General features: G+C 43.5%; 17 protein-coding genes. 10 read left to right on the forward strand and 7 right to left on the reverse strand.

Annotated features, from left to right (window positions below; translation table 11 throughout):
• Window positions 1–123 precede the first annotated feature (123 nt).
• The 5 genes from OCV52_RS11665 to OCV52_RS11685 all read left to right on the forward strand — a co-directional run bounded on the left by OCV52_RS11665 (window position 124) and on the right by OCV52_RS11685 (window position 4,756).
• A complete protein-coding gene (locus OCV52_RS11665; RefSeq protein WP_102424347.1) occupies window positions 124–1,038 on the forward strand; it encodes a TIGR01777 family oxidoreductase in 915 nt (304 codons plus the stop codon).
• A 43-nt stretch (window positions 1,039–1,081) separates the two neighbouring features.
• Window positions 1,082–1,909, forward strand: coding sequence for an SDR family oxidoreductase (locus OCV52_RS11670; RefSeq protein ID WP_137408863.1), 828 nt, complete (start codon window positions 1,082–1,084; stop codon window positions 1,907–1,909).
• A 398-nt stretch (window positions 1,910–2,307) separates the two neighbouring features.
• Window positions 2,308–3,162, forward strand: a complete 855-nt coding sequence (locus OCV52_RS11675; RefSeq protein WP_137408862.1) for a co-chaperone YbbN — start codon at window positions 2,308–2,310, stop codon at window positions 3,160–3,162.
• A gap of 205 nt (window positions 3,163–3,367) precedes the next feature.
• Complete coding sequence (locus tag OCV52_RS11680; RefSeq protein WP_137408861.1) at window positions 3,368–4,297, forward strand: SPFH domain-containing protein; 930 nt, start codon at window positions 3,368–3,370, stop codon at window positions 4,295–4,297.
• A 3-nt stretch (window positions 4,298–4,300) separates the two neighbouring features.
• Entirely contained in the window at window positions 4,301–4,756 is a 456-nt protein-coding gene (locus tag OCV52_RS11685; protein ID WP_137408860.1) for an NfeD family protein, read from the forward strand.
• 51 nt (window positions 4,757–4,807) lie between these two features.
• Here OCV52_RS11685 and cueR read toward each other — a convergent pair whose 3' ends face one another.
• The 6 genes from cueR to zipA all read right to left on the reverse strand — a co-directional run bounded on the left by cueR (window position 4,808) and on the right by zipA (window position 11,277).
• A complete protein-coding gene (gene cueR, locus OCV52_RS11690) occupies window positions 4,808–5,203 on the reverse strand; it encodes a Cu(I)-responsive transcriptional regulator (RefSeq protein WP_137408859.1) in 396 nt (131 codons plus the stop codon).
• 570 nt (window positions 5,204–5,773) lie between these two features.
• Window positions 5,774–6,139, reverse strand: coding sequence for a DUF2799 domain-containing protein (locus OCV52_RS11695; RefSeq protein WP_137408858.1), 366 nt, complete (start codon window positions 6,137–6,139; stop codon window positions 5,774–5,776).
• A gap of 62 nt (window positions 6,140–6,201) precedes the next feature.
• Window positions 6,202–7,590, reverse strand: coding sequence for an OprD family porin (locus tag OCV52_RS11700; RefSeq protein ID WP_137408857.1), 1,389 nt, complete (start codon window positions 7,588–7,590; stop codon window positions 6,202–6,204).
• The gene (locus tag OCV52_RS25580; RefSeq protein WP_032498830.1) at window positions 7,571–7,726 is read right to left on the reverse strand and encodes a hypothetical protein; all 156 of its coding nucleotides are present in this window, start codon (window positions 7,724–7,726) and stop codon (window positions 7,571–7,573) included. The genes OCV52_RS11700 and OCV52_RS25580 overlap by 20 nt, the downstream gene beginning before the upstream one ends.
• 387 nt (window positions 7,727–8,113) lie before the next feature.
• A complete protein-coding gene (ligA, locus tag OCV52_RS11705) occupies window positions 8,114–10,126 on the reverse strand; it encodes an NAD-dependent DNA ligase LigA (protein ID WP_137408856.1) in 2,013 nt (670 codons plus the stop codon).
• A 92-nt stretch (window positions 10,127–10,218) separates the two neighbouring features.
• Window positions 10,219–11,277: a cell division protein ZipA gene (zipA, locus tag OCV52_RS11710; RefSeq protein WP_137408855.1), complete on the reverse strand. Its 1,059-nt coding sequence runs from the start codon at window positions 11,275–11,277 to the stop codon at window positions 10,219–10,221.
• A gap of 228 nt (window positions 11,278–11,505) precedes the next feature.
• Between zipA and cysZ the strand changes: the two genes are divergently transcribed.
• The 5 genes from cysZ (at window position 11,506) to crr (ending at window position 16,486) form a co-directional block, all read left to right on the forward strand.
• Window positions 11,506–12,261, forward strand: coding sequence for a sulfate transporter CysZ (gene cysZ / locus OCV52_RS11715; protein ID WP_137408854.1), 756 nt, complete (start codon window positions 11,506–11,508; stop codon window positions 12,259–12,261).
• Window positions 12,262–12,480: 219 nt separating this feature from the next.
• The gene (gene cysK, locus OCV52_RS11720; RefSeq protein ID WP_137408853.1) at window positions 12,481–13,449 is read left to right on the forward strand and encodes a cysteine synthase A; all 969 of its coding nucleotides are present in this window, start codon (window positions 12,481–12,483) and stop codon (window positions 13,447–13,449) included.
• Window positions 13,450–13,751: 302 nt separating this feature from the next.
• Window positions 13,752–14,009, forward strand: a complete 258-nt coding sequence (locus tag OCV52_RS11725; protein ID WP_004734263.1) for an HPr family phosphocarrier protein — start codon at window positions 13,752–13,754, stop codon at window positions 14,007–14,009.
• Window positions 14,010–14,145: 136 nt separating this feature from the next.
• Window positions 14,146–15,870, forward strand: a complete 1,725-nt coding sequence (gene ptsI, locus OCV52_RS11730) for a phosphoenolpyruvate-protein phosphotransferase PtsI (protein ID WP_102425981.1) — start codon at window positions 14,146–14,148, stop codon at window positions 15,868–15,870.
• A gap of 106 nt (window positions 15,871–15,976) precedes the next feature.
• Entirely contained in the window at window positions 15,977–16,486 is a 510-nt protein-coding gene (gene crr / locus OCV52_RS11735) for a PTS glucose transporter subunit IIA (RefSeq protein ID WP_004737851.1), read from the forward strand.
• A gap of 101 nt (window positions 16,487–16,587) precedes the next feature.
• Here the strand turns inward: crr and OCV52_RS11740 are convergent, their stop codons facing one another.
• Window positions 16,588–17,712, reverse strand: coding sequence for a flagellin (locus OCV52_RS11740; protein WP_137408852.1), 1,125 nt, complete (start codon window positions 17,710–17,712; stop codon window positions 16,588–16,590).
• Window positions 17,713–17,729: the final 17 nt, after the last annotated feature.

Here is a 17,729-nt window from a genome sequence, read left to right on the forward strand (position 1 = left end):
TGTTGGTGCGGCAATTTAGGTATCACACGATCGAAACCAACTGATCGTTATAGTGATTTTTTCGTATTGGTTGGCGACTAAAAACAAGCCATGTCTATAATTATGTTTAATAAGGAGATTGGTATGAAGATATTGTTAACTGGTGGTACTGGATTTATTGGCTCTGAATTGATCAAGAGCTTGAACACTGACGACGTCACATTGCTCACGCGAAACCCTGAAAAAGCGAGACAATGCCTAAGCCACCTGAACCAAAACAACCTTCATTACATCCAATCCCTTGATGAGCTGAATGACCTCAACGATTTTGATGCGGTGATTAACCTCGCAGGTGAACCAATAGCGGACAAACGCTGGAGTGATGAGCAAAAAGAGAGAATCTGTAGCAGCCGCTGGCTGATCACAGAGAAGATCGTCGAACTCATTCAAGCAAGCACAACACCACCTGAAGTCTTTATCAGCGGATCTGCCGTCGGCTACTATGGCGACCAGCAACAACACCCATTTGATGAATCACTGCAAGTCGAAGATGAGAGCTTCCCTCATAAAGTTTGTGCTCACTGGGAAGAAATTGCTAAACGAGCCGAATCAGAGAACACTCGCGTTATCCTATTAAGAACAGGGATTGTTTTGGGTGAAAACGGTGGCGCACTCAAAAAGATGCTGATGCCTTACAAGCTTGGTGTTGGTGGTCCATTAGGGTCAGGTAAACAGTACATGCCCTGGATTCACATGCTCGACATGGTCAGAGCCATCAATCACTTGTTGTCACTCCCCCACGCTCAAGGTGAATTCAACATGTGCGCTCCGCACCCTGTGACCAACAAGCAGTTCAGTAGCACCCTCGCGAAACAATTGCGTCGCCCACATTTCTTATTCACCCCCAAATGGGCGATGTCGCTACTAATGGGCGAGTCGTCCTGCCTACTGTTCGATAGCATTCGTTCCAAGCCTAAGAAGTTAACTGAGATGGGCTTTATATTCAGTTACTCAAGAATCGAGCCTGCATTAAAAAACTTGTTACAACATCAAGACTAATTCTTTACTCTAAGAGCAAAGAAGCTCTTACAAAGGATTAAGTGTGAACAAGTCGATTCTCATCACTGGTTGCTCAACTGGCATTGGCTACACCTGTGCTCACGCACTTCACAAACGCGGTTTTCATGTCATCGCATCTTGCCGCGACCCACAAGATGTTCAACGTCTTCAAGAAGAAGGACTCACCTGTATTCAGTTGGACCTTGCCAACAAGGAAAGTATTGAAAGCGGAGCGAAACAAGCCATCAAGCTAGCACCAAATGGATTGTATGGCCTGTTCAACAACGGGGCTTATGGTCAGGCTGGTGCTTTAGAAGATCTACCGACGCAAGGGCTCAGAGAACAGTTCGAAACCAACTTCTTTGGTTGGCACCACCTCGTTTGCCAGATCCTGCCTCATATGCGAGAGCGTGGCGAAGGGCGTATTGTCCAAAACAGTTCGGTACTCGGCTTTGCTGCCATGAAATATCGTGGTGCGTATAACGCATCAAAGTTCGCAATTGAAGGTTGGACAGATACTCTGCGTTTAGAGCTGCATGGCAGTGGTATACACATTTCATTACTCCAACCCGGTCCAATCGAAACCCAGTTTCGAACCAACGCCTTAAAAGCTTTCAATAAGTGGATCAACATAGAAGGTAGTGTTCATCAAAATGCTTACCAACAACAAAAAGACCGACTTGAAAAAGAGTCATCGAATAACGCGTTTGTTTTGCCTGCCGAAAGTTGTATCGAACCTGTTTATCACGCGCTCACCGCCGATAAACCCAAGCTAAGGTACAGAGTCACAACTCCCACTAAAGTGTTCGCTGTATTGAAAAGATTACTGCCGAGCCGTTTGCTAGACCCTATTCTCAGAAAAGCCGCATAAATTACTAACTTTGAATGAACAGTCGCAAACTTTAATGTAACGATGTAATTTATTCGTAACAATAAGATGTCATGATTTAGCCTATCTCATCAGTTATCCCCAATTGATGGACTAGCCCTTTGGATACTTCATGACTTTAAACCGCCTTAATTTGGTAGGTCTGAGTCTGGCAATTACGTTGTTTATTCTGTTTTGAGTATCTTACGTAATACCTCACTGACCACCTCACCGATAACGCTGTGTCTTCCATGTCGAGTTAACAACTCTCTCAACATTGAAGCATAGCGTTTTTCTATTTTTGCGTCTTTTTATCCGAGATTACCCAGTTAGATCTTGAAGTTACCCGCTTATCCCCCCATATTTGCAACGTATCCCAAAACAAATCTCAAGGAACGTAAATGCAATCTCCGCATATTGTTGAACTTAATGAGCAGAACTTTCGTCAAGTACTAGAAGGTTCGATGCAGACCCCTGTCCTCATCCATTTTTGGGCACCAATGAGCCAAGAGAGTGCTCAAGTCATTCCTGAACTACAAACCTTAACTCAGCAATACAATGGTGCATTCACGCTCGCGCTATTAAATTGCGAACAAGAGCAAGCCATTGCTAGCCAATTTGGTGTTCAAGCACTGCCGACTATTGCACTGTTTGTTAACGGTCAACCTGTCGATGGCCTAGGTGGTCCGCAACGCATAGAAGCAATTGTGGAAATGCTTGGCAAACACCTTCCAAGCCAAGATGAATTGGCACTACGCCAAGCACTTGAGCAGATGCAAGCCGGTGAGCACACTCAAGCTTTAGCGGCTATGCAGCAGCTTCCAGCAGAACTAACGAGCAAAGGTGAAGTTAAACTGGCAATTGCAGAGTGTTTACTAGAAACCCAACAATTTGACCTTGCTGAGGCTCAGCTGGTAACAATTCCACTCGAGTACCAAGACAACTACTACAAAGGCTTAGTCGCCAAGCTTGAACTTCATAAGCAAGCTGCCGATAGTCCAGAGATCCAAGCATTAGAAGCGGCGCTGCAGCAAAACCCAAGCGATGCGAAAACCGCGTCAGAATTGGCACTGCAATACCATCAAGTAAACCGTAGTGAAGAAGCAATGGACCTACTGTGGTCTTTTCTAGTCAAAGACCTCAATGCTCTTGATGGAGACATGAAAAAAGAGTTCATGGATATCCTAAGTGCACTTGGGCAAGGCAATCCTGTTGCTAGTAAGTACCGCCGTCAACTTTACTCTCTGCTTTACTAATTAGGCTCCTTGATTCCTAAACAGTAAGTAGTCAAATACAAAATCGACAAAGCAACTCATAAGCTTTTTTGAATGAAAAACTCGTAATGGGCCATAAAATCAATGTTTTATGGCCCATTTCTCATTTATAAATTTACTCCCACTTTAAATATGCGCCAGTATGAGTAATAAATAATTTGAAACTTAAACTTGCAAAGGACTTTGTATGCCTATCGATACTTTTATTACTATTGGCGTCTTTACTGTCGTCGCACTGCTCTTTATTTTCGCTGGTGTAAAAACCGTACCACAGGGTAATAACTGGACGGTAGAGCGCTTCGGCCGCTACACACACACACTAAAACCAGGCCTTAACTTAATCATTCCGTTCATTGATAAAATCGGTCAACGAATCAATATGATGGAGCGAGTTCTTGATATCCCCGCGCAAGAAGTTATCTCTAAAGACAATGCCAATGTGGTTATTGATGCGGTCTGTTTCGTACAAGTGATTGATGCACCGCGAGCAGCGTATGAAGTCAATGACCTCGAGCACGCGATTCGTAACCTAACTTTGACTAACATTCGTACGGTACTGGGTTCAATGGAACTTGATGAGATGCTAAGTCAACGTGACATGATCAACACCAAGCTTCTTAACATCGTGGATGAAGCCACCAACCCGTGGGGCGTAAAGGTTACCCGTATCGAAATTAAAGACGTACAGCCACCAGCAGACCTGACGGCTGCGATGAATGCTCAGATGAAAGCGGAACGTAACAAGCGTGCCGATATCTTAGAAGCAGAAGGTGTAAGACAAGCTGAGATCCTTAAGGCTGAAGGTCACAAACAATCAGAGATCCTAAAAGCTGAAGGTGAAAAGCAAGCCGCAATACTTCAAGCAGAAGCACGTGAACGTGCGGCAGAAGCAGAAGCGAAAGCAACAGAAATGGTATCAACCGCAATTGCACAGGGTGACATGCAAGCCGTGAACTACTTTATTGCACAAGGCTATACCGAGGCATTGAAGTCAATTGGACAAGCAGAAAACGGTAAGATCATCATGCTACCACTTGAAGCGACTGGCCTAATGGGCTCTGTTGCTGGTATCGCAGAAATGTTCACACACAAGAATGATACAATTAGTAAGGACTAACTTATGGTCGAATTACTAGAACAAGTAAACCACTGGCATTGGCTGGCGTTTGGTCTAGCGTTGCTTGCACTTGAACTGGTTGGAACCGCTGGTTACTTTTTGTGGATAGGCATCTCAGCCATGTTGGTCGGTGCTCTTTTGGGTGCTCTACCAATTGGTTGGCAGATGCAATGGCTATCCTTTGCTAGCTTCTCCCTAATCACCACTTGGTTGTGGTGGAGAAGGCAACTATCTAGTGATAAGCGGTCAGATTCAAATAGAGAACTCAACCAAAGAGAAAAGCAGCTGGTAGGTCAAACAACTCGAATCGATAGTGACATTCGAAAAGGCAAGTGTCGTATCCGTCTAGGTGATACTACGTGGTCAGCGGTTACTGCTCACGACTTAGAAGCAGGCACAGAGGTGATCGTCATTGCTGTAGATGGCATAGTATTAACGATTATTCCAACTAAAGAGTAATTCAAGCACTCCTTATCAAATCATTTTTTACTAAAGCCATAAGTAACACACTTACGGCTTTTTCTCTACAAGTGAATCAATGATCGGGCAATGGCTATTTGAGTCTCCGGGGCATCGTTCAACCCACCCTTTCAATGTCTTCTGAATTGCCAATAGATCTTCAATTTTTTTGTTTACTTCTTCCAATTTACTAAGCGCTTTTGCTTTAACGTCGGCACTTTCCCGGCATGGATTATCAGCTAATTCAACAAGCGCACGGCACTCATCAAGTGAAAATCCGGCGCTCCTCGCCTTCGCAACGATGCCTAGCTGTTTTATCTGCTTATCACTATAGGTTCTGTAGCCATTTTCAGACCGAATAGGAGACGATATTACGCCTTTATCTTCATAAAGACGAATAGACTTAGCTGATAGGTTGGTGATTTTTGCTGCTTCACTTATATTCATGATATTACTCTAATAACCAGATATGCATGCGCGTTCTTGAGCCCTTATTACTTTTGATATAATAGCGAATAACACACTTAGATTCCCTCTATGAGTTCGTAAATATAATTAAAGAAAATAAAGTCTATCATTTATAGTAGTTTTTCTTTCATTAACGTACATAGCCATCATATTTTAAAGTTTACAATAACTGAGAATCAAAAACTTACTGATATGTCTAATAAAATAAGTCACTGTTATTTTTAATGGAAAATTTTTATATAACTTTGACGTTTCATAATTCATGAGCATACTTTGGTATTGAGCATGCCAATTGCGTGCCCATCATATTTTTGGTAAGTACGAAAGGAAATCAGATATGAAATTTATAACGATTGTGATAGCTAGCATTTTCATTTTTGCCACTCCAATCTCTATGGCAAAAAATAGTGCGGGGAAAGTATTTGGGGCAGGTGTGCCTTGTACATTTAGCGACGGGGTCGTTAAACAACTTCCCCGAGAACTGTGCAAAGCCTATGGGGGTTCTCATCAATAGAGTAATGTGAGTTAGGTAGGAAAATATATGAGCTTCTACCTAACTCGGTAAAAATCAGCACCGATAAATGCATCCCACCCTCTCTGCCACTCAGCTTTTATCATTATTTCTTGAGGCATACCCAAGCATTGATCCGTGTATCGTGTTCCTTTTACACCTTTCTCAAATGCTTTGTAGGGGTCACAATACTCTGATTTACCTTTTTCATAACCCGCAAGGTAAGCAGATTCATCAAACTCAACCTTTTCTTTAATATCTGCCAACGAGTCATTATCTATCGTATACCCGCGAGAACCAAAACGCTCACCTTGACCATACCAAAACTCAGACGCTGTTTTCGGTGAAGAAGTACATGCTACCAAGCTAAAAGCAATTAATGTTACGGTTACAATACGTTTCATAAATATCTCCTAAAAAGCAAAAAGCTGGGCAAATGCCCAGCTTTATCTATTTCTTATCTAACTTACTTAACTCCGAAAGGAATTGTTAGTGCTAGTTTGAAATCGGTCTCATCATTGAATCCGTTAGAATAAACAGCCCAGTCATTTGCGTTAGTGTCATTGTAGTAATTAGTGTAGTAGAAACTAATGTTAGCATCTTTCAGTGCTCCAGCTTGTATCGCATAGTTTGCAAATAAGCTATATGCATACTCAACTAATTCATCGTAACCGTCAGCTTTCGCACCCGCACCATAAGCACCACTTACACCAGCACTGAAGCCTGTACCACCAATATCAGAGAAATCACGAGATGAAGATAAGAAGAACGCATATTCGCCATCGTGGTTAAAGTCAGAACGGTTGTTCCACCAAATATCATAAGCGCCATTAGAGCCACCATAGGCCTCTGTTAAGCGGTATGACATATTACCAACATTGCCACGAGTATCTTCAGAATCAGCTACTGTGTATGTAGCTTCTGCTCGGAAGCTGTATTGACCCATAGACATAGATGTCAATAGTGCAGTTTGGAATGCAGTGCTATCAAACTGGTTATCATCATCGACTACGTACAATTGAGGAGACCAGTATAGCCCACCATCGGTTGTACCTTTAACTTTGACATGGAAGTTCTTACGGTCACCATCTGTCAAAGCACCGTAACCAACATCAAAAGAAATACCGTTATCTAACGCATAGCGAGCACCTAATGAGTATACTTCACCCGCATCATTACCTGCGCCATCTTGGAATTCGTAAGTTTCTTTGAACCAAGGAGCTTTGTAGTTATCTGCCACAACAAGACCAAGTGAAAGATTACCAAAGCTAGCTCCAACTTCACCACCGCGGTATGTACCAGGAGCGAATGACCAGTTAACACCTAATGAACTTGGTACAGAAGGTTGGAAATAACCAAGTTGTGCATTTACACTCTCGCCAAACTTAAACTTCATCGATGCTTTTGCAAATGAAACACCATTGTCAGTGTTATCACCACGACCATCTTCCCAGCAATCTGTAGAGTAGACTGAATCACATTGGAAGAAGTTCATTTCATGACCGCCACCCCATTTGCCTGCCTCTTGCCACATATCGAATGTGCTGTATACAACAGCATCAACACCAACGACGTCAGCTACATAGCCAGAATGGAAACCTAAATTAGCAAAAATAGAGCCGTGGTCTAAGTTAGCTGTTTTTGCTGTATCATTACCGTTTGCATCTTTACCAGCTCGGTCACGAGCACGCATGAAGAAGTTTAGGTTACCGCTAATTGTAGACTCGGAGAAAAACTCAGACGCCTGGCTTGCATATTCAGGACCAATTGGATCTTCAGCCATAGCTGGAGCAGCAGAAAGTGCACCTACCATTGCTGCTGTAATCGCAGATACTTTAAAAAATTTGTTTTCCATGGAATAAAACTCCTAAAAATGGATATAGCTGTTTGAATATTCCCCACCTAAAGTTGGCCGCCGTAGAGAGAAATACCTTTTCTTGTTTGAGAATCCTTAACGCTGAATTCTCTATTTCCTTTCTGGGTATACACATCGTGCATCCATGGCATTAAGACTAACTTCGCCCTCAAAAAGATCAATGAGAACTTAATTTTCATCTAAAAAAATATGAGTTGGTGCAAATTTACCATGTACTTAGTGATCCAGATCGATAAATTTGAAAGGTCACACACAATAACACCTAAAGCCATATAAAACAGCAATTTAAGTAAGATCGCCTTTTATAAAAATAGATATGACTCGCATTTCTGATACAACTAGAACGCTATTTCATTAATGTTGAGCGCCGTCACTGTCCTGATTTTGTTGTTCGTATAGGAACAAAATTCTCAACAATTAAAAAGCCACCATTTTTATAACAGACACAAAAAAGGCACTCTCTTGAAAGGAGTGCCTTTGAGCTTTTTTTACCTGAATTTACTTACGAAAGAAGAGCAATTAGATCTTCTTCGGTTCTTATTTCGATACCTAAATCTTGTGCTTTGGTTAATTTAGAACCTGCTGCTTCTCCGGCAAATAGGATATCGGTTTTCTTAGATACGCTACCCGTTACTTTGGCACCTAACGCTTGAAGTGCAGCTTTCGCTTCACTTCGGCCCAATTGAGACAATGAACCCGTTAGCACAACCACTTTTCCTTCTAGAGGCAATTCTTGGTCATCTGGCGCATCTTCAATCACAGGCCAGTTCACGCCTAGTTCGATAAGCTGTTCAACGACCGCTCGGTTTTTCTCTTGTGAGAAGAAAGCCGTAATATGACTAGCAACGATGTCGCCAATATCGGACACTTCAACAAGCTGTTCATGAGTTGCCGCTTGAACGAGCTCTAATGTCTTGAAATGCTGTGCTAAGTTCATCGCAGTCGCTTCACCGACTTCACGAATACCGAGTGAATAAAGGAAACGCGCTAACGTCGTATCTTTCGCTTTGTTCAGCGCACTCACCACGTTCTGTGCCGATTTCGGCCCCATACGGTCAAGCACCGTAATCACGCCAGCGCTAAGTTTAAACAGATCAGCTGGTGTTTCGACCATTTCACGATCAACAAGCTGCTCTATTACTTTCACGCCCAGACCATCAACATCAAGCGCCTTTCGAGATACAAAGTGCTTAAGCGCTTCTTTACGCTGAGCCTGACACACCAAACCGCCAGTACAACGCGCTACAGCTTCCCCCTCGACACGCTCAACCGTAGAGCTACATACAGGGCATGCATCAGGGAAAACGATGTCTTTAGCCGTCTCAGGGCGACGGTCTTGTACAACCGCGACAATCTGTGGAATCACATCACCAGCACGGCGGATAATAACGCTATCACCTACCTTAACACCTAGACGAGCAATCTCATCAGCGTTGTGTAGCGTTGCATTACTCACCGTCACACCACCCACAAAGATAGGCTCCAGTTTAGCTACAGGCGTAATAGCACCGGTACGGCCTACCTGAAACTCAACATCGTTAAGCAGGGTAATCTCTTCTTGAGCCGGGAACTTGTAAGCAATCGCCCAACGAGGGGCTCTAGCAACAAAGCCAAGCACTTCTTGCGCCGCAATATCATCGACTTTAATCACCACGCCATCGATCTCATAAGCCAGAGCATCGCGACGCGTCATGATATCTTGGTAATACGCTTTTACATCCTCAAGTGCGCTAAGCTGCTTAGTCTCAGGACACATAGGTAAACCCCAGCCTTTCAGCTGCAAGAAGCGTTGGTAGTGGCTAGTTGAGAGCTCTGCACCTTCAACCACACCCACGCTGTAAGCATAGAAAGCTAATGGGCGTTTTGCGGTAATACGGGAATCCAGCTGACGCAAACTACCGGCTGCTGCATTACGCGGGTTAACAAAGACTTTCTCGCCTTTCTTCAGCGCCATTTCGTTCAGTTTATCGAAGCCGGCTTTTGGCATGAACACTTCGCCACGCACTTCAATACGTTCTGGCCAACCTTCGCCTTGTAGCTTAAGTGGAATCGAGCTGATGGTACGTACGTTTTCAGTGATGTTCTCACCCGTTGCGCCATCACCACGAGTCGCCGCTTGAACTAATGTCCCGTTCACGTAAAGCAAGCTCACAGCAAGGCCATCGAGTTTAGGCTCACAACAGAAAGTCTTAAGGTTCGCGGTTGGCGCCCTATCGGACATACGCTTATTGAACGCATCCAAATCTTCATCAGAGAATGCATTATCCAGAGAAAGCATTGGGATCTCGTGAGTCACTTGTGTGAAGCCATCTAGTGGCTGACCACCAACACGTTGGCTCGGTGAGTCAACAGTTACTAGCTCTGGGTTCTCTTCTTCGATCTTTAGCAACTGTTGCATTAATCGATCGTACTCAACATCAGGGATCTCTGGGCTATCTTCTACGTAATAACGAACGGCATGATAGTGCAGAGTTTCTCTTAACTGCTCTAAGGTCACTTGAATCGATTCTTTCATATCATTCTCTGTCGTGATTGAAATATCAAAAAGGGCTCCCTTAGGAGCCCTTTTCTATAAATATAGATTATTTACTAGGCTAAACAATATGGCTAAACATTCGCTGCCGACATGAAGTCTCTAATCTGTTTGCGATAGTCTGATAAACGGTTTGGTGTCATCAAGTTACGCGATTCATCCAAGACGTTTCCACCCATATCATCAGCAATCTTCTGTGCTGCACTCAACATCACATTGAAGTTTTGATCTGCTTGACCATAGCATGGCAACGTCATGAAGAACGAAATACCCTTAGTCGTAAAGTCAGCTGGATCATCATGCTCTAAAGTTCCTGGCTGCATCATGTTCGCGACACTGAAGATAACTTTAGGCTCATCAGCTGATTGTGCAAAACAGTGGTAAATAGACATCTCACCGTAGGTTAAGCCATTGTTCTCCATGCTGCGGAAAAGTTCAGTACCAACAAATGGGATTTCTCCAGCACAGTGAACATTAAGGACAATCACCTCTAAGCCTAACTCTTCATCTTGCTTTGTTTCTTCAACAGGAGCAGCTTGTGGGGCAACACTCTCTTTAGCTACGAATGGTTCACTTGCAGTAAAAGTTTGTTGTGAAGCCATTGGCTCACTTGATACTACAGGCTCAGCAACTTGTTCTGCTTCAACTTCTTCAAAAGAGCCGTACTGCTCTTTAAAACCTGCATGGCTCTCTTTTTGCTCATCGGTCAGTTCGAAGCTAGGAACCTCTGGTTCTACTGCTTGTTCAACATCTTCCGGTTCGCTATCAACCTTAATAGGGTCTTCAACACTGAAAGAAGGCAAATCATTCAACTCGATATCGTCTTGTTGCTCTTCTTTTGATTGTGGTGCTGTAAGCGGATCTGAATCGATCAGCGGATCAGCCGCAGATGGCGATACCGCAAAATCCGGCTCTTTACGCTCTTTTCGGATTATTTCAAAATCATCTTCTGGGGCGAATGAACGGTTTGGGATGGTTTCAGCATCGTCTAAGCTATCATTATCTAGCTTGCCAAGTGGCTTATCTCCAAACTTTGCTTTCCCTTCTTTTTTACTCGTCCACAAACCGTGGAACAATAATGCGGCGATAGCTAGTGCGCCAACAATAATGAGTACAAATCGCAATTCCTGCATTTTTCGCTCTCAGCTTTCTTAGTCAACTAGCGGCAAAACGCTGTCACTAAGTTGGGTTAATTTGACCAATCTCACTACTCTATCAAAAGTAGCCACTGTTTTAGAACAACTTAATACAATTAGTTCTTTAGATGGTGTGATTTTCACCACGCTTTTTTTCTTAATTTCGGTCGAGTACACTAGACGTGTTTGCTATTTAACCAAATTCACATGTGACCTTAATTAAATATGACTATTGAATCTGTTCCCCGCTCCGGCTTTGGCTATTTTGTTTTCGGAATAAAAATCGCGTTGTCACCGAGCATTCGTAAATTTGTGCTACTTCCTCTGATCGCTAACGTCCTGCTGGTTGGCGGTGCGTTGTTTTATATCTTCTCTAACTTAAACACTTGGATTGAAGGCTGGATGGAAGGTTTACCAAGCTTCTTGTCATGGTTGTCCTATATCTTATGGCCACTATTGGTGTTAACTGTCTTAGCAACGTTTTCATATTTCTTTAGCACCCTTGCCAATTTCATTGCAGCTCCTTTTAACGGTTTGCTCTCTGAAAAAGTCGAAGAGCTACTTAGCGGCAAGAAAGTCAATGATGATGGCCTACTTGATGTTCTTAAAGATACACCGCGTATTTTAGCAAGAGAATGGCGCAAGCTTGTCTACGTTCTGCCAAAAGCGATCGGTTTATTCCTACTTTTGTTAATTCCAGCACTAGGACAAACCGTTGCACCGTTTTTATGGTTCATCTTCACCGCGTGGATGTTAGCGATTCAATACGCCGACTACCCATTCGATAACCATAAAATCAAATTTGATGACATGAGAAATAGTTTGAAACAAAAACAAGGTAAGAGCTATAGCTTCGGCGCGCTTGTTTCCGTGTTCACTACTATTCCAATTTTGAACCTGATTGTAATGCCCGTAGCCGTATGTGGTGCAACCGCGATGTGGGTTGCTGAATTTAAAGACCAAGCTCTACGCTCTCGCTAATTCTCCCCTCTGTATTAGCCTATCTATTTGAAGTTCTGACTTCACTGTAGATAGGCGTCAATTCTGCTACATATCTATATGATATAACTTTTTAATCCTTTTACCTTTTTTTCAACTTGTTTAATCTAAATTCAAGCTAAACAAACATCGAAAGACACTAGACGGTAAAGTGATTGATATACATACGTTTAGTGCTGTCATTAAATGAAGGAATATCGCATGAGCAAGATCTACGAAGACAACACCCTAACGATTGGTAATACACCTCTAGTCCGCCTAAACAAAGTAAGCAAAGGTAACGTCCTAGCTAAGATCGAAGCTCGTAACCCTAGCTTCAGTGTTAAGTGTCGTATCGGTTCTAACATGATCTGGGAAGCAGAAAAAGCAGGTACCCTTAAGCCAGGTATCGAGCTTGTTGAACCAACCAGTGGTAATACAGGTGTTGCACTGGCGTTCGTAGCAGCAGCGCGTGGTTACAAACTTACACTAACTATGCCTGAGTCAATGAGCTTAGAGCGTCGTAAGCTGCTTAAAGCGCTTGGCGCAAACCTAGTACTGACTGAAGCACCAAAAGGCATGAATGGCGCGATTGCTAAAGCAGAAGAGATTGTTGCTTCAGATCCAGACAAATACCTACTACTACAACAGTTCAACAACCCAGCTAACCCACAGATTCACGAACAAACAACAGGTCCTGAGATCTGGGAAGCAACAGACGGCGAGATTGACGTGTTTGTAGCTGGCGTAGGCACAGGCGGTACTATCACTGGTACAAGTCGTTACATTAAAGGTGAAAAAGGCAAAGCCATCACTTCTGTCGCGGTAGAACCAGCAGAATCTCCAGTAATCGCACAGGCACTTGCAGGTCAGGAAATCAAACCAGCTCCGCACAAAATCCAAGGTATCGGTGCCGGTTTCATCCCTGGAAACTTAGATTTAGAACTTATCGACCGCGTAGAGTCAGTAACTTCTGAAGAAGCAATTGAAATGGCTCAACGACTAATGAAAGAAGAAGGTATTCTTGCAGGTATCTCTTCAGGTGCAGCAGTAGTAGCCGCGAACAGAATCTCTGAGCTACCTGAATTTGCAGGAAAAACCATTGTCACTGTACTTCCAAGCTCTGGTGAGCGTTACCTAAGTACAGCGCTATTTGCAGGTATCTTTACGGAAAAAGAGAACCAACAATAATATGTGGTCAAATCAATTTTTCGTCCAAAAAAGCCCCGTTTAGGGGCTTTTTTGTTGATCCCTGCCCCACCTTTGGTAATATCGGGTCTGTTTTATTTTTCGCTTCAAAATAAAAGAAGCAATAAACAGATTCTGAAGGTCGTGAGTCCTCAACAAAAGATGACCATGGCTGGATAAAAATTTATAACCAGTCTAAGTTCTAACACGAACATGGCGTACTAGCCTCTAGCGCATTTGAGCTAAAGCAGTTAAGCTAAACTGGTTACAAACTTACAAAAAATAAATTAATTGGGGTATATAAAATGTACGAGAAGCAAGTAGAAATCACAGCAGAAAACGGTCTTCACACTCGTCCAGCTGCACAGTTCGTTAAAGAAGCAAAATCTTTCGACGCTGACATCACAGTGACTTCTAACGGCAAAAGCGCTAGCGCGAAAAGCCTGTTCAAACTACAAACTTTAGGCCTAGTAAAAGGTACTAACGTAACTATTTCAGCTGAAGGTCCTCAAGCTCAGCAAGCAGTTGACCACCTAGTTGCTCTTATGGATCAACTACACTAATACGGTCTCCTTCTTTCAAAGCCATTTTGCATAGCAAAGTGGCTTTGTTCGAAATAGATAGGAATAAGCGCGACATTAGTCGACGACTTAAAGTCACACACTCTCCCGTTTACAGTTGAACAACTAAGGTAAGGCTATGATTTCAGGCATCCTAGCATCTCCTGGTATTGCTTTCGGTAAAGCACTACTACTTCAAGAAGATGAAATTGTCCTAAACACTCAATCTATCTCTGACGACCAAGTTGAAGCAGAAGTACAGCGTTTCTTTGACGCTCGTAACAAATCTTCTCAACAACTTGAAGTTGTTAAGCAAAAAGCACTTGAAACTTTTGGCGAAGAAAAAGAAGCAATCTTTGAAGGCCACATCATGCTGCTTGAAGATGAAGAGCTAGAAGAAGAGATTTTAGCACTCATCAAGAAAGAAAAAATGCACGCAGACAACGCGATCCACACTGTGATCGAAGAGCAAGCTTGTGCGCTTGAATCTCTTGATGATGAGTACCTAAAAGAACGTGCAACTGATATCCGCGATATCGGTACTCGTTTCGTTAAAAATGCTCTAGGCATCAACATTGTGTCTCTATCAGACATCAGTGAAGAGGTTATCCTAGTAGCTTACGACCTAACGCCATCTGAAACTGCACAAATCAACCTAGACTACGTTCTTGGTTTCGCTTGTGACATCGGCGGTCGTACATCTCATACTTCAATCATGGCACGTTCTCTTGAGCTTCCAGCTATCGTTGGTACTAACGATATCACTAAGCAAGTTAAGAACGGCGACATGCTTGTGCTAGACGCGATGAACAACAAGATCATCATCAACCCTTCTGAAGCTGAACTAGCAGAAGCTAAGAAAATCAAAGCAGATTTCGAAGCAGAAGCGGCTGAACTAGCAAAACTAAAAGATTTGCATGCTGAAACTCTAGACGGTCACCGTGTAGAAGTTTGCGGCAACATCGGTACAGTAAAAGACTGTGACGGTATCCTGCGTAATGGCGGTGAAGGCGTTGGTCTGTACCGTACTGAATTCCTATTTATGGACCGTGACGCGCTTCCTACTGAAGAAGAGCAATACGTTGCTTACAAAGAAGTAGCTGAAGCAATGAACGGTGAGTCAGTGATCATCCGTACTATGGATATCGGTGGCGATAAAGATCTACCATACATGGATCTTCCACAAGAGATGAACCCGTTCCTAGGCTGGCGTGCAGTACGTATCAGCTTGGATCGTCGTGAAATCCTACGTGACCAACTACGTGGTATCCTACGTGCATCTGCACACGGTAAACTACGCATCATGTTCCCAATGATCATTTCTGTTGAAGAGATCCGTGAACTGAAGAAAGCAATCGAAGAGTACAAAGCTGAACTTCGCGCTGAAGGCCTAGCTTTCGATGAAAACATCGAAATCGGCGTAATGGTTGAGACTCCAGCAGCAGCTGCAATCGCACACCACCTAGCGAAAGAAGTATCTTTCTTCTCTATCGGTACTAACGACCTAACGCAATACACTCTTGCGGTAGACCGTGGTAACGAAATGATTTCTCACCTATACAACCCGCTATCTCCTGCTGTTCTTACAGTAATCAAGCAAGTGATCGACGCATCACACGCTGAAGGTAAGTGGACTGGTATGTGTGGTGAGCTTGCTGGTGATGAGCGTGCAACACTTCTTCTTCTTGGTATGGGCCTAGATGAGTTCTCTATGAGCGGCATCTCTATCCCTAAAGTTAAGAAAGTAATCCGTAACTCTAACTTCGCTGAAGTTAAAGCTATGGCTGACGAAGCACTATCTCTACCTACAGCTGCTGAAATTGAAGCTTGCGTAGAAAAATTCATCGCTGAGAAATCTCAGTAATCGCCAAATTCTTAATAGAGTTAGACGGCTAAAAATAGTCGTCTAATTTGTTAGATTGGTATAGTATATTCTACAGAATAAAACTAAACGTTAGGAGCATGACACAATGGGTCTGTTTGACAAACTGAAAAAGCTTGTATCTGATGACAGCGCTGATGCTGGTGCAATCGAAATCATCGCACCTCTTTCTGGTGAAATCGTAAACATCGAAGATGTGCCAGATGTAGTTTTCGCTGAGAAAATCGTTGGTGACGGCATCGCGATCAAACCAGCTGGCGACAAAATGGTAGCTCCAGTTAACGGTACTATCGGTAAGATCTTCGAAACTAACCACGCATTCTCTATCGAGTCTGACGACGGTGTTGAGCTTTTCGTTCACTTCGGTATCGATACTGTTGAACTTAAAGGCGAAGGCTTCACTCGTGTAGCTGAAGAAGGTCAATCTGTTAAAGCTGGTGACACTATCATCACTTTCGACCTAGCGCTTCTAGAAGAGAAAGCGAAATCTACGCTTACTCCAGTTGTTATCTCTAACATGGACGAAATCAAAGAGCTGAACAAGCTTTCTGGTTCTGTAACTGTTGGTGAAACTCCAGTTCTTAAAGTAACTAAGTAATCTCGATTACTTATATGCTTTAATAAAAACGCTACCTAAGGGTGGCGTTTTTTATTACCTGAAACTTTTGTTCCTGAGCGATGTTCATCGCTGTAAGTCATTTAACTGAGCAAGCCAAGTGCCGAGCTCGGGCTCTGTTTCGCTTGGGCTAACAATGCGGTAGTCGCATCTTGCAGCACTTGTGAGCGCACCATCTCCGTCGACTCACGCGCAAAATCCGTATCGCGTATCCGCCCTTTAGATTCAGTCACACTTCGGTTCACCGTATTAAGGTTCTCTATCGTGCCACTAACCCGGTTTTGGAAGCCACCTATTTCACTTCGATGCGAATCAACATACTTAATTGCCGCGTCAATGACTCCAATTGAAAGCTGCGCCCCGCCAACAGTCGACATATCGATGTTGTCCATTGTGACTAACGCACCAGCACTAACATCAAGCTCATCCGCTAAACTGCCCTCTAACGTTACACCTTCAGGTGCATTCAGCTTCGAGGCAAAGAATTGCAGTTCATTGTTTTCAGTCACTGAGGCACTCACTATCGATTGCTGCGCATTGATATAAGTAGCAACTTGCTCGATGCGATCTCCTAGCTTGAGCCGAATAGATTCTGTTTGGGTTTGCCCTTTACTGTCTTGGTATTCAAATTTAAGGGTTTGACTATCTTTAGTGACTCGCCAATCTTTATCGACCGCATCACCAACATAATGCTGCCCTCCCATCTCCGGAATGTGACTGCGCATATTTCGCAGTGTCAGAGAGATAGAGTTGGCATTTGCACCAATATGGAAGCTTTGCGAGCCGTAAGAACCATCAAACAGGTTTTTATCTGCAAATGTCGTCGTGATCGCGACACGATCAAGCTCATCTTGCAGCGCTACGACCTCGTATTGAATACTTTGCCGATCACTTGAGTCATTACTGCCGTTTGCCGCTTGAAGCCCCAGAGAGCGCAAGCGTTGCAATATATCACTGCTCTCATGCAAAGCTCCTTCTGCAGTTTGTGCCACCGAATACGCATCTTGTGCATTTCTCAAGGCGACATCAAGCCCTCTAGTTTGAACGTTAAGAGTATTGGAGATTTGCAGACCTGCAGCATCGTCACTGGCGGAGTTAATCCGATAACCTGAGGTGAGGTTTCGCTGAGACTCTATGTTTTGCTCGGCCGCATGACTGAGGTGTCGCTGCGTCATCATCGCAGTGACATTGGTATTTAAAGAGACCATCTAATCGATACTAACTC

Origin of the sequence: Vibrio chagasii, assembly GCF_024347355.1 — a bacterium.
Taxonomy (GTDB): Bacteria; Pseudomonadota; Gammaproteobacteria; order Enterobacterales; family Vibrionaceae; genus Vibrio; species Vibrio chagasii.

Bases quoted from the DNA above. Each gene is read 5' to 3' on its own strand.
- OCV52_RS11665 (WP_102424347.1), top strand. From the start codon at position 124: ATGAAGATATTGTTAACTGGTGGTACTGGATTTATTGGCTCTGAATTG.
- OCV52_RS11675 (WP_137408862.1), top strand. From the start codon at position 2,308: ATGCAATCTCCGCATATTGTTGAACTTAATGAGCAGAACTTTCGTCAA.
- OCV52_RS11680 (WP_137408861.1), top strand. From the start codon at position 3,368: ATGCCTATCGATACTTTTATTACTATTGGCGTCTTTACTGTCGTCGCA.
- OCV52_RS11685 (WP_137408860.1), top strand. From the start codon at position 4,301: ATGGTCGAATTACTAGAACAAGTAAACCACTGGCATTGGCTGGCGTTT.
- cueR (WP_137408859.1), bottom strand. From the start codon at position 5,203: ATGAATATAAGTGAAGCAGCAAAAATCACCAACCTATCAGCTAAGTCT.
- OCV52_RS11695 (WP_137408858.1), bottom strand. From the start codon at position 6,139: ATGAAACGTATTGTAACCGTAACATTAATTGCTTTTAGCTTGGTAGCA.
- OCV52_RS11700 (WP_137408857.1), bottom strand. From the start codon at position 7,590: ATGGAAAACAAATTTTTTAAAGTATCTGCGATTACAGCAGCAATGGTA.
- OCV52_RS25580 (WP_032498830.1), bottom strand. From the start codon at position 7,726: ATGTGTATACCCAGAAAGGAAATAGAGAATTCAGCGTTAAGGATTCTC.
- ligA (WP_137408856.1), bottom strand. From the start codon at position 10,126: ATGAAAGAATCGATTCAAGTGACCTTAGAGCAGTTAAGAGAAACTCTG.
- zipA (WP_137408855.1), bottom strand. From the start codon at position 11,277: ATGCAGGAATTGCGATTTGTACTCATTATTGTTGGCGCACTAGCTATC.
- cysZ (WP_137408854.1), top strand. From the start codon at position 11,506: ATGACTATTGAATCTGTTCCCCGCTCCGGCTTTGGCTATTTTGTTTTC.
- cysK (WP_137408853.1), top strand. From the start codon at position 12,481: ATGAGCAAGATCTACGAAGACAACACCCTAACGATTGGTAATACACCT.
- OCV52_RS11725 (WP_004734263.1), top strand. From the start codon at position 13,752: ATGTACGAGAAGCAAGTAGAAATCACAGCAGAAAACGGTCTTCACACT.
- ptsI (WP_102425981.1), top strand. From the start codon at position 14,146: ATGATTTCAGGCATCCTAGCATCTCCTGGTATTGCTTTCGGTAAAGCA.
- crr (WP_004737851.1), top strand. From the start codon at position 15,977: ATGGGTCTGTTTGACAAACTGAAAAAGCTTGTATCTGATGACAGCGCT.
- OCV52_RS11740 (WP_137408852.1), bottom strand. From the start codon at position 17,712: ATGGTCTCTTTAAATACCAATGTCACTGCGATGATGACGCAGCGACAC.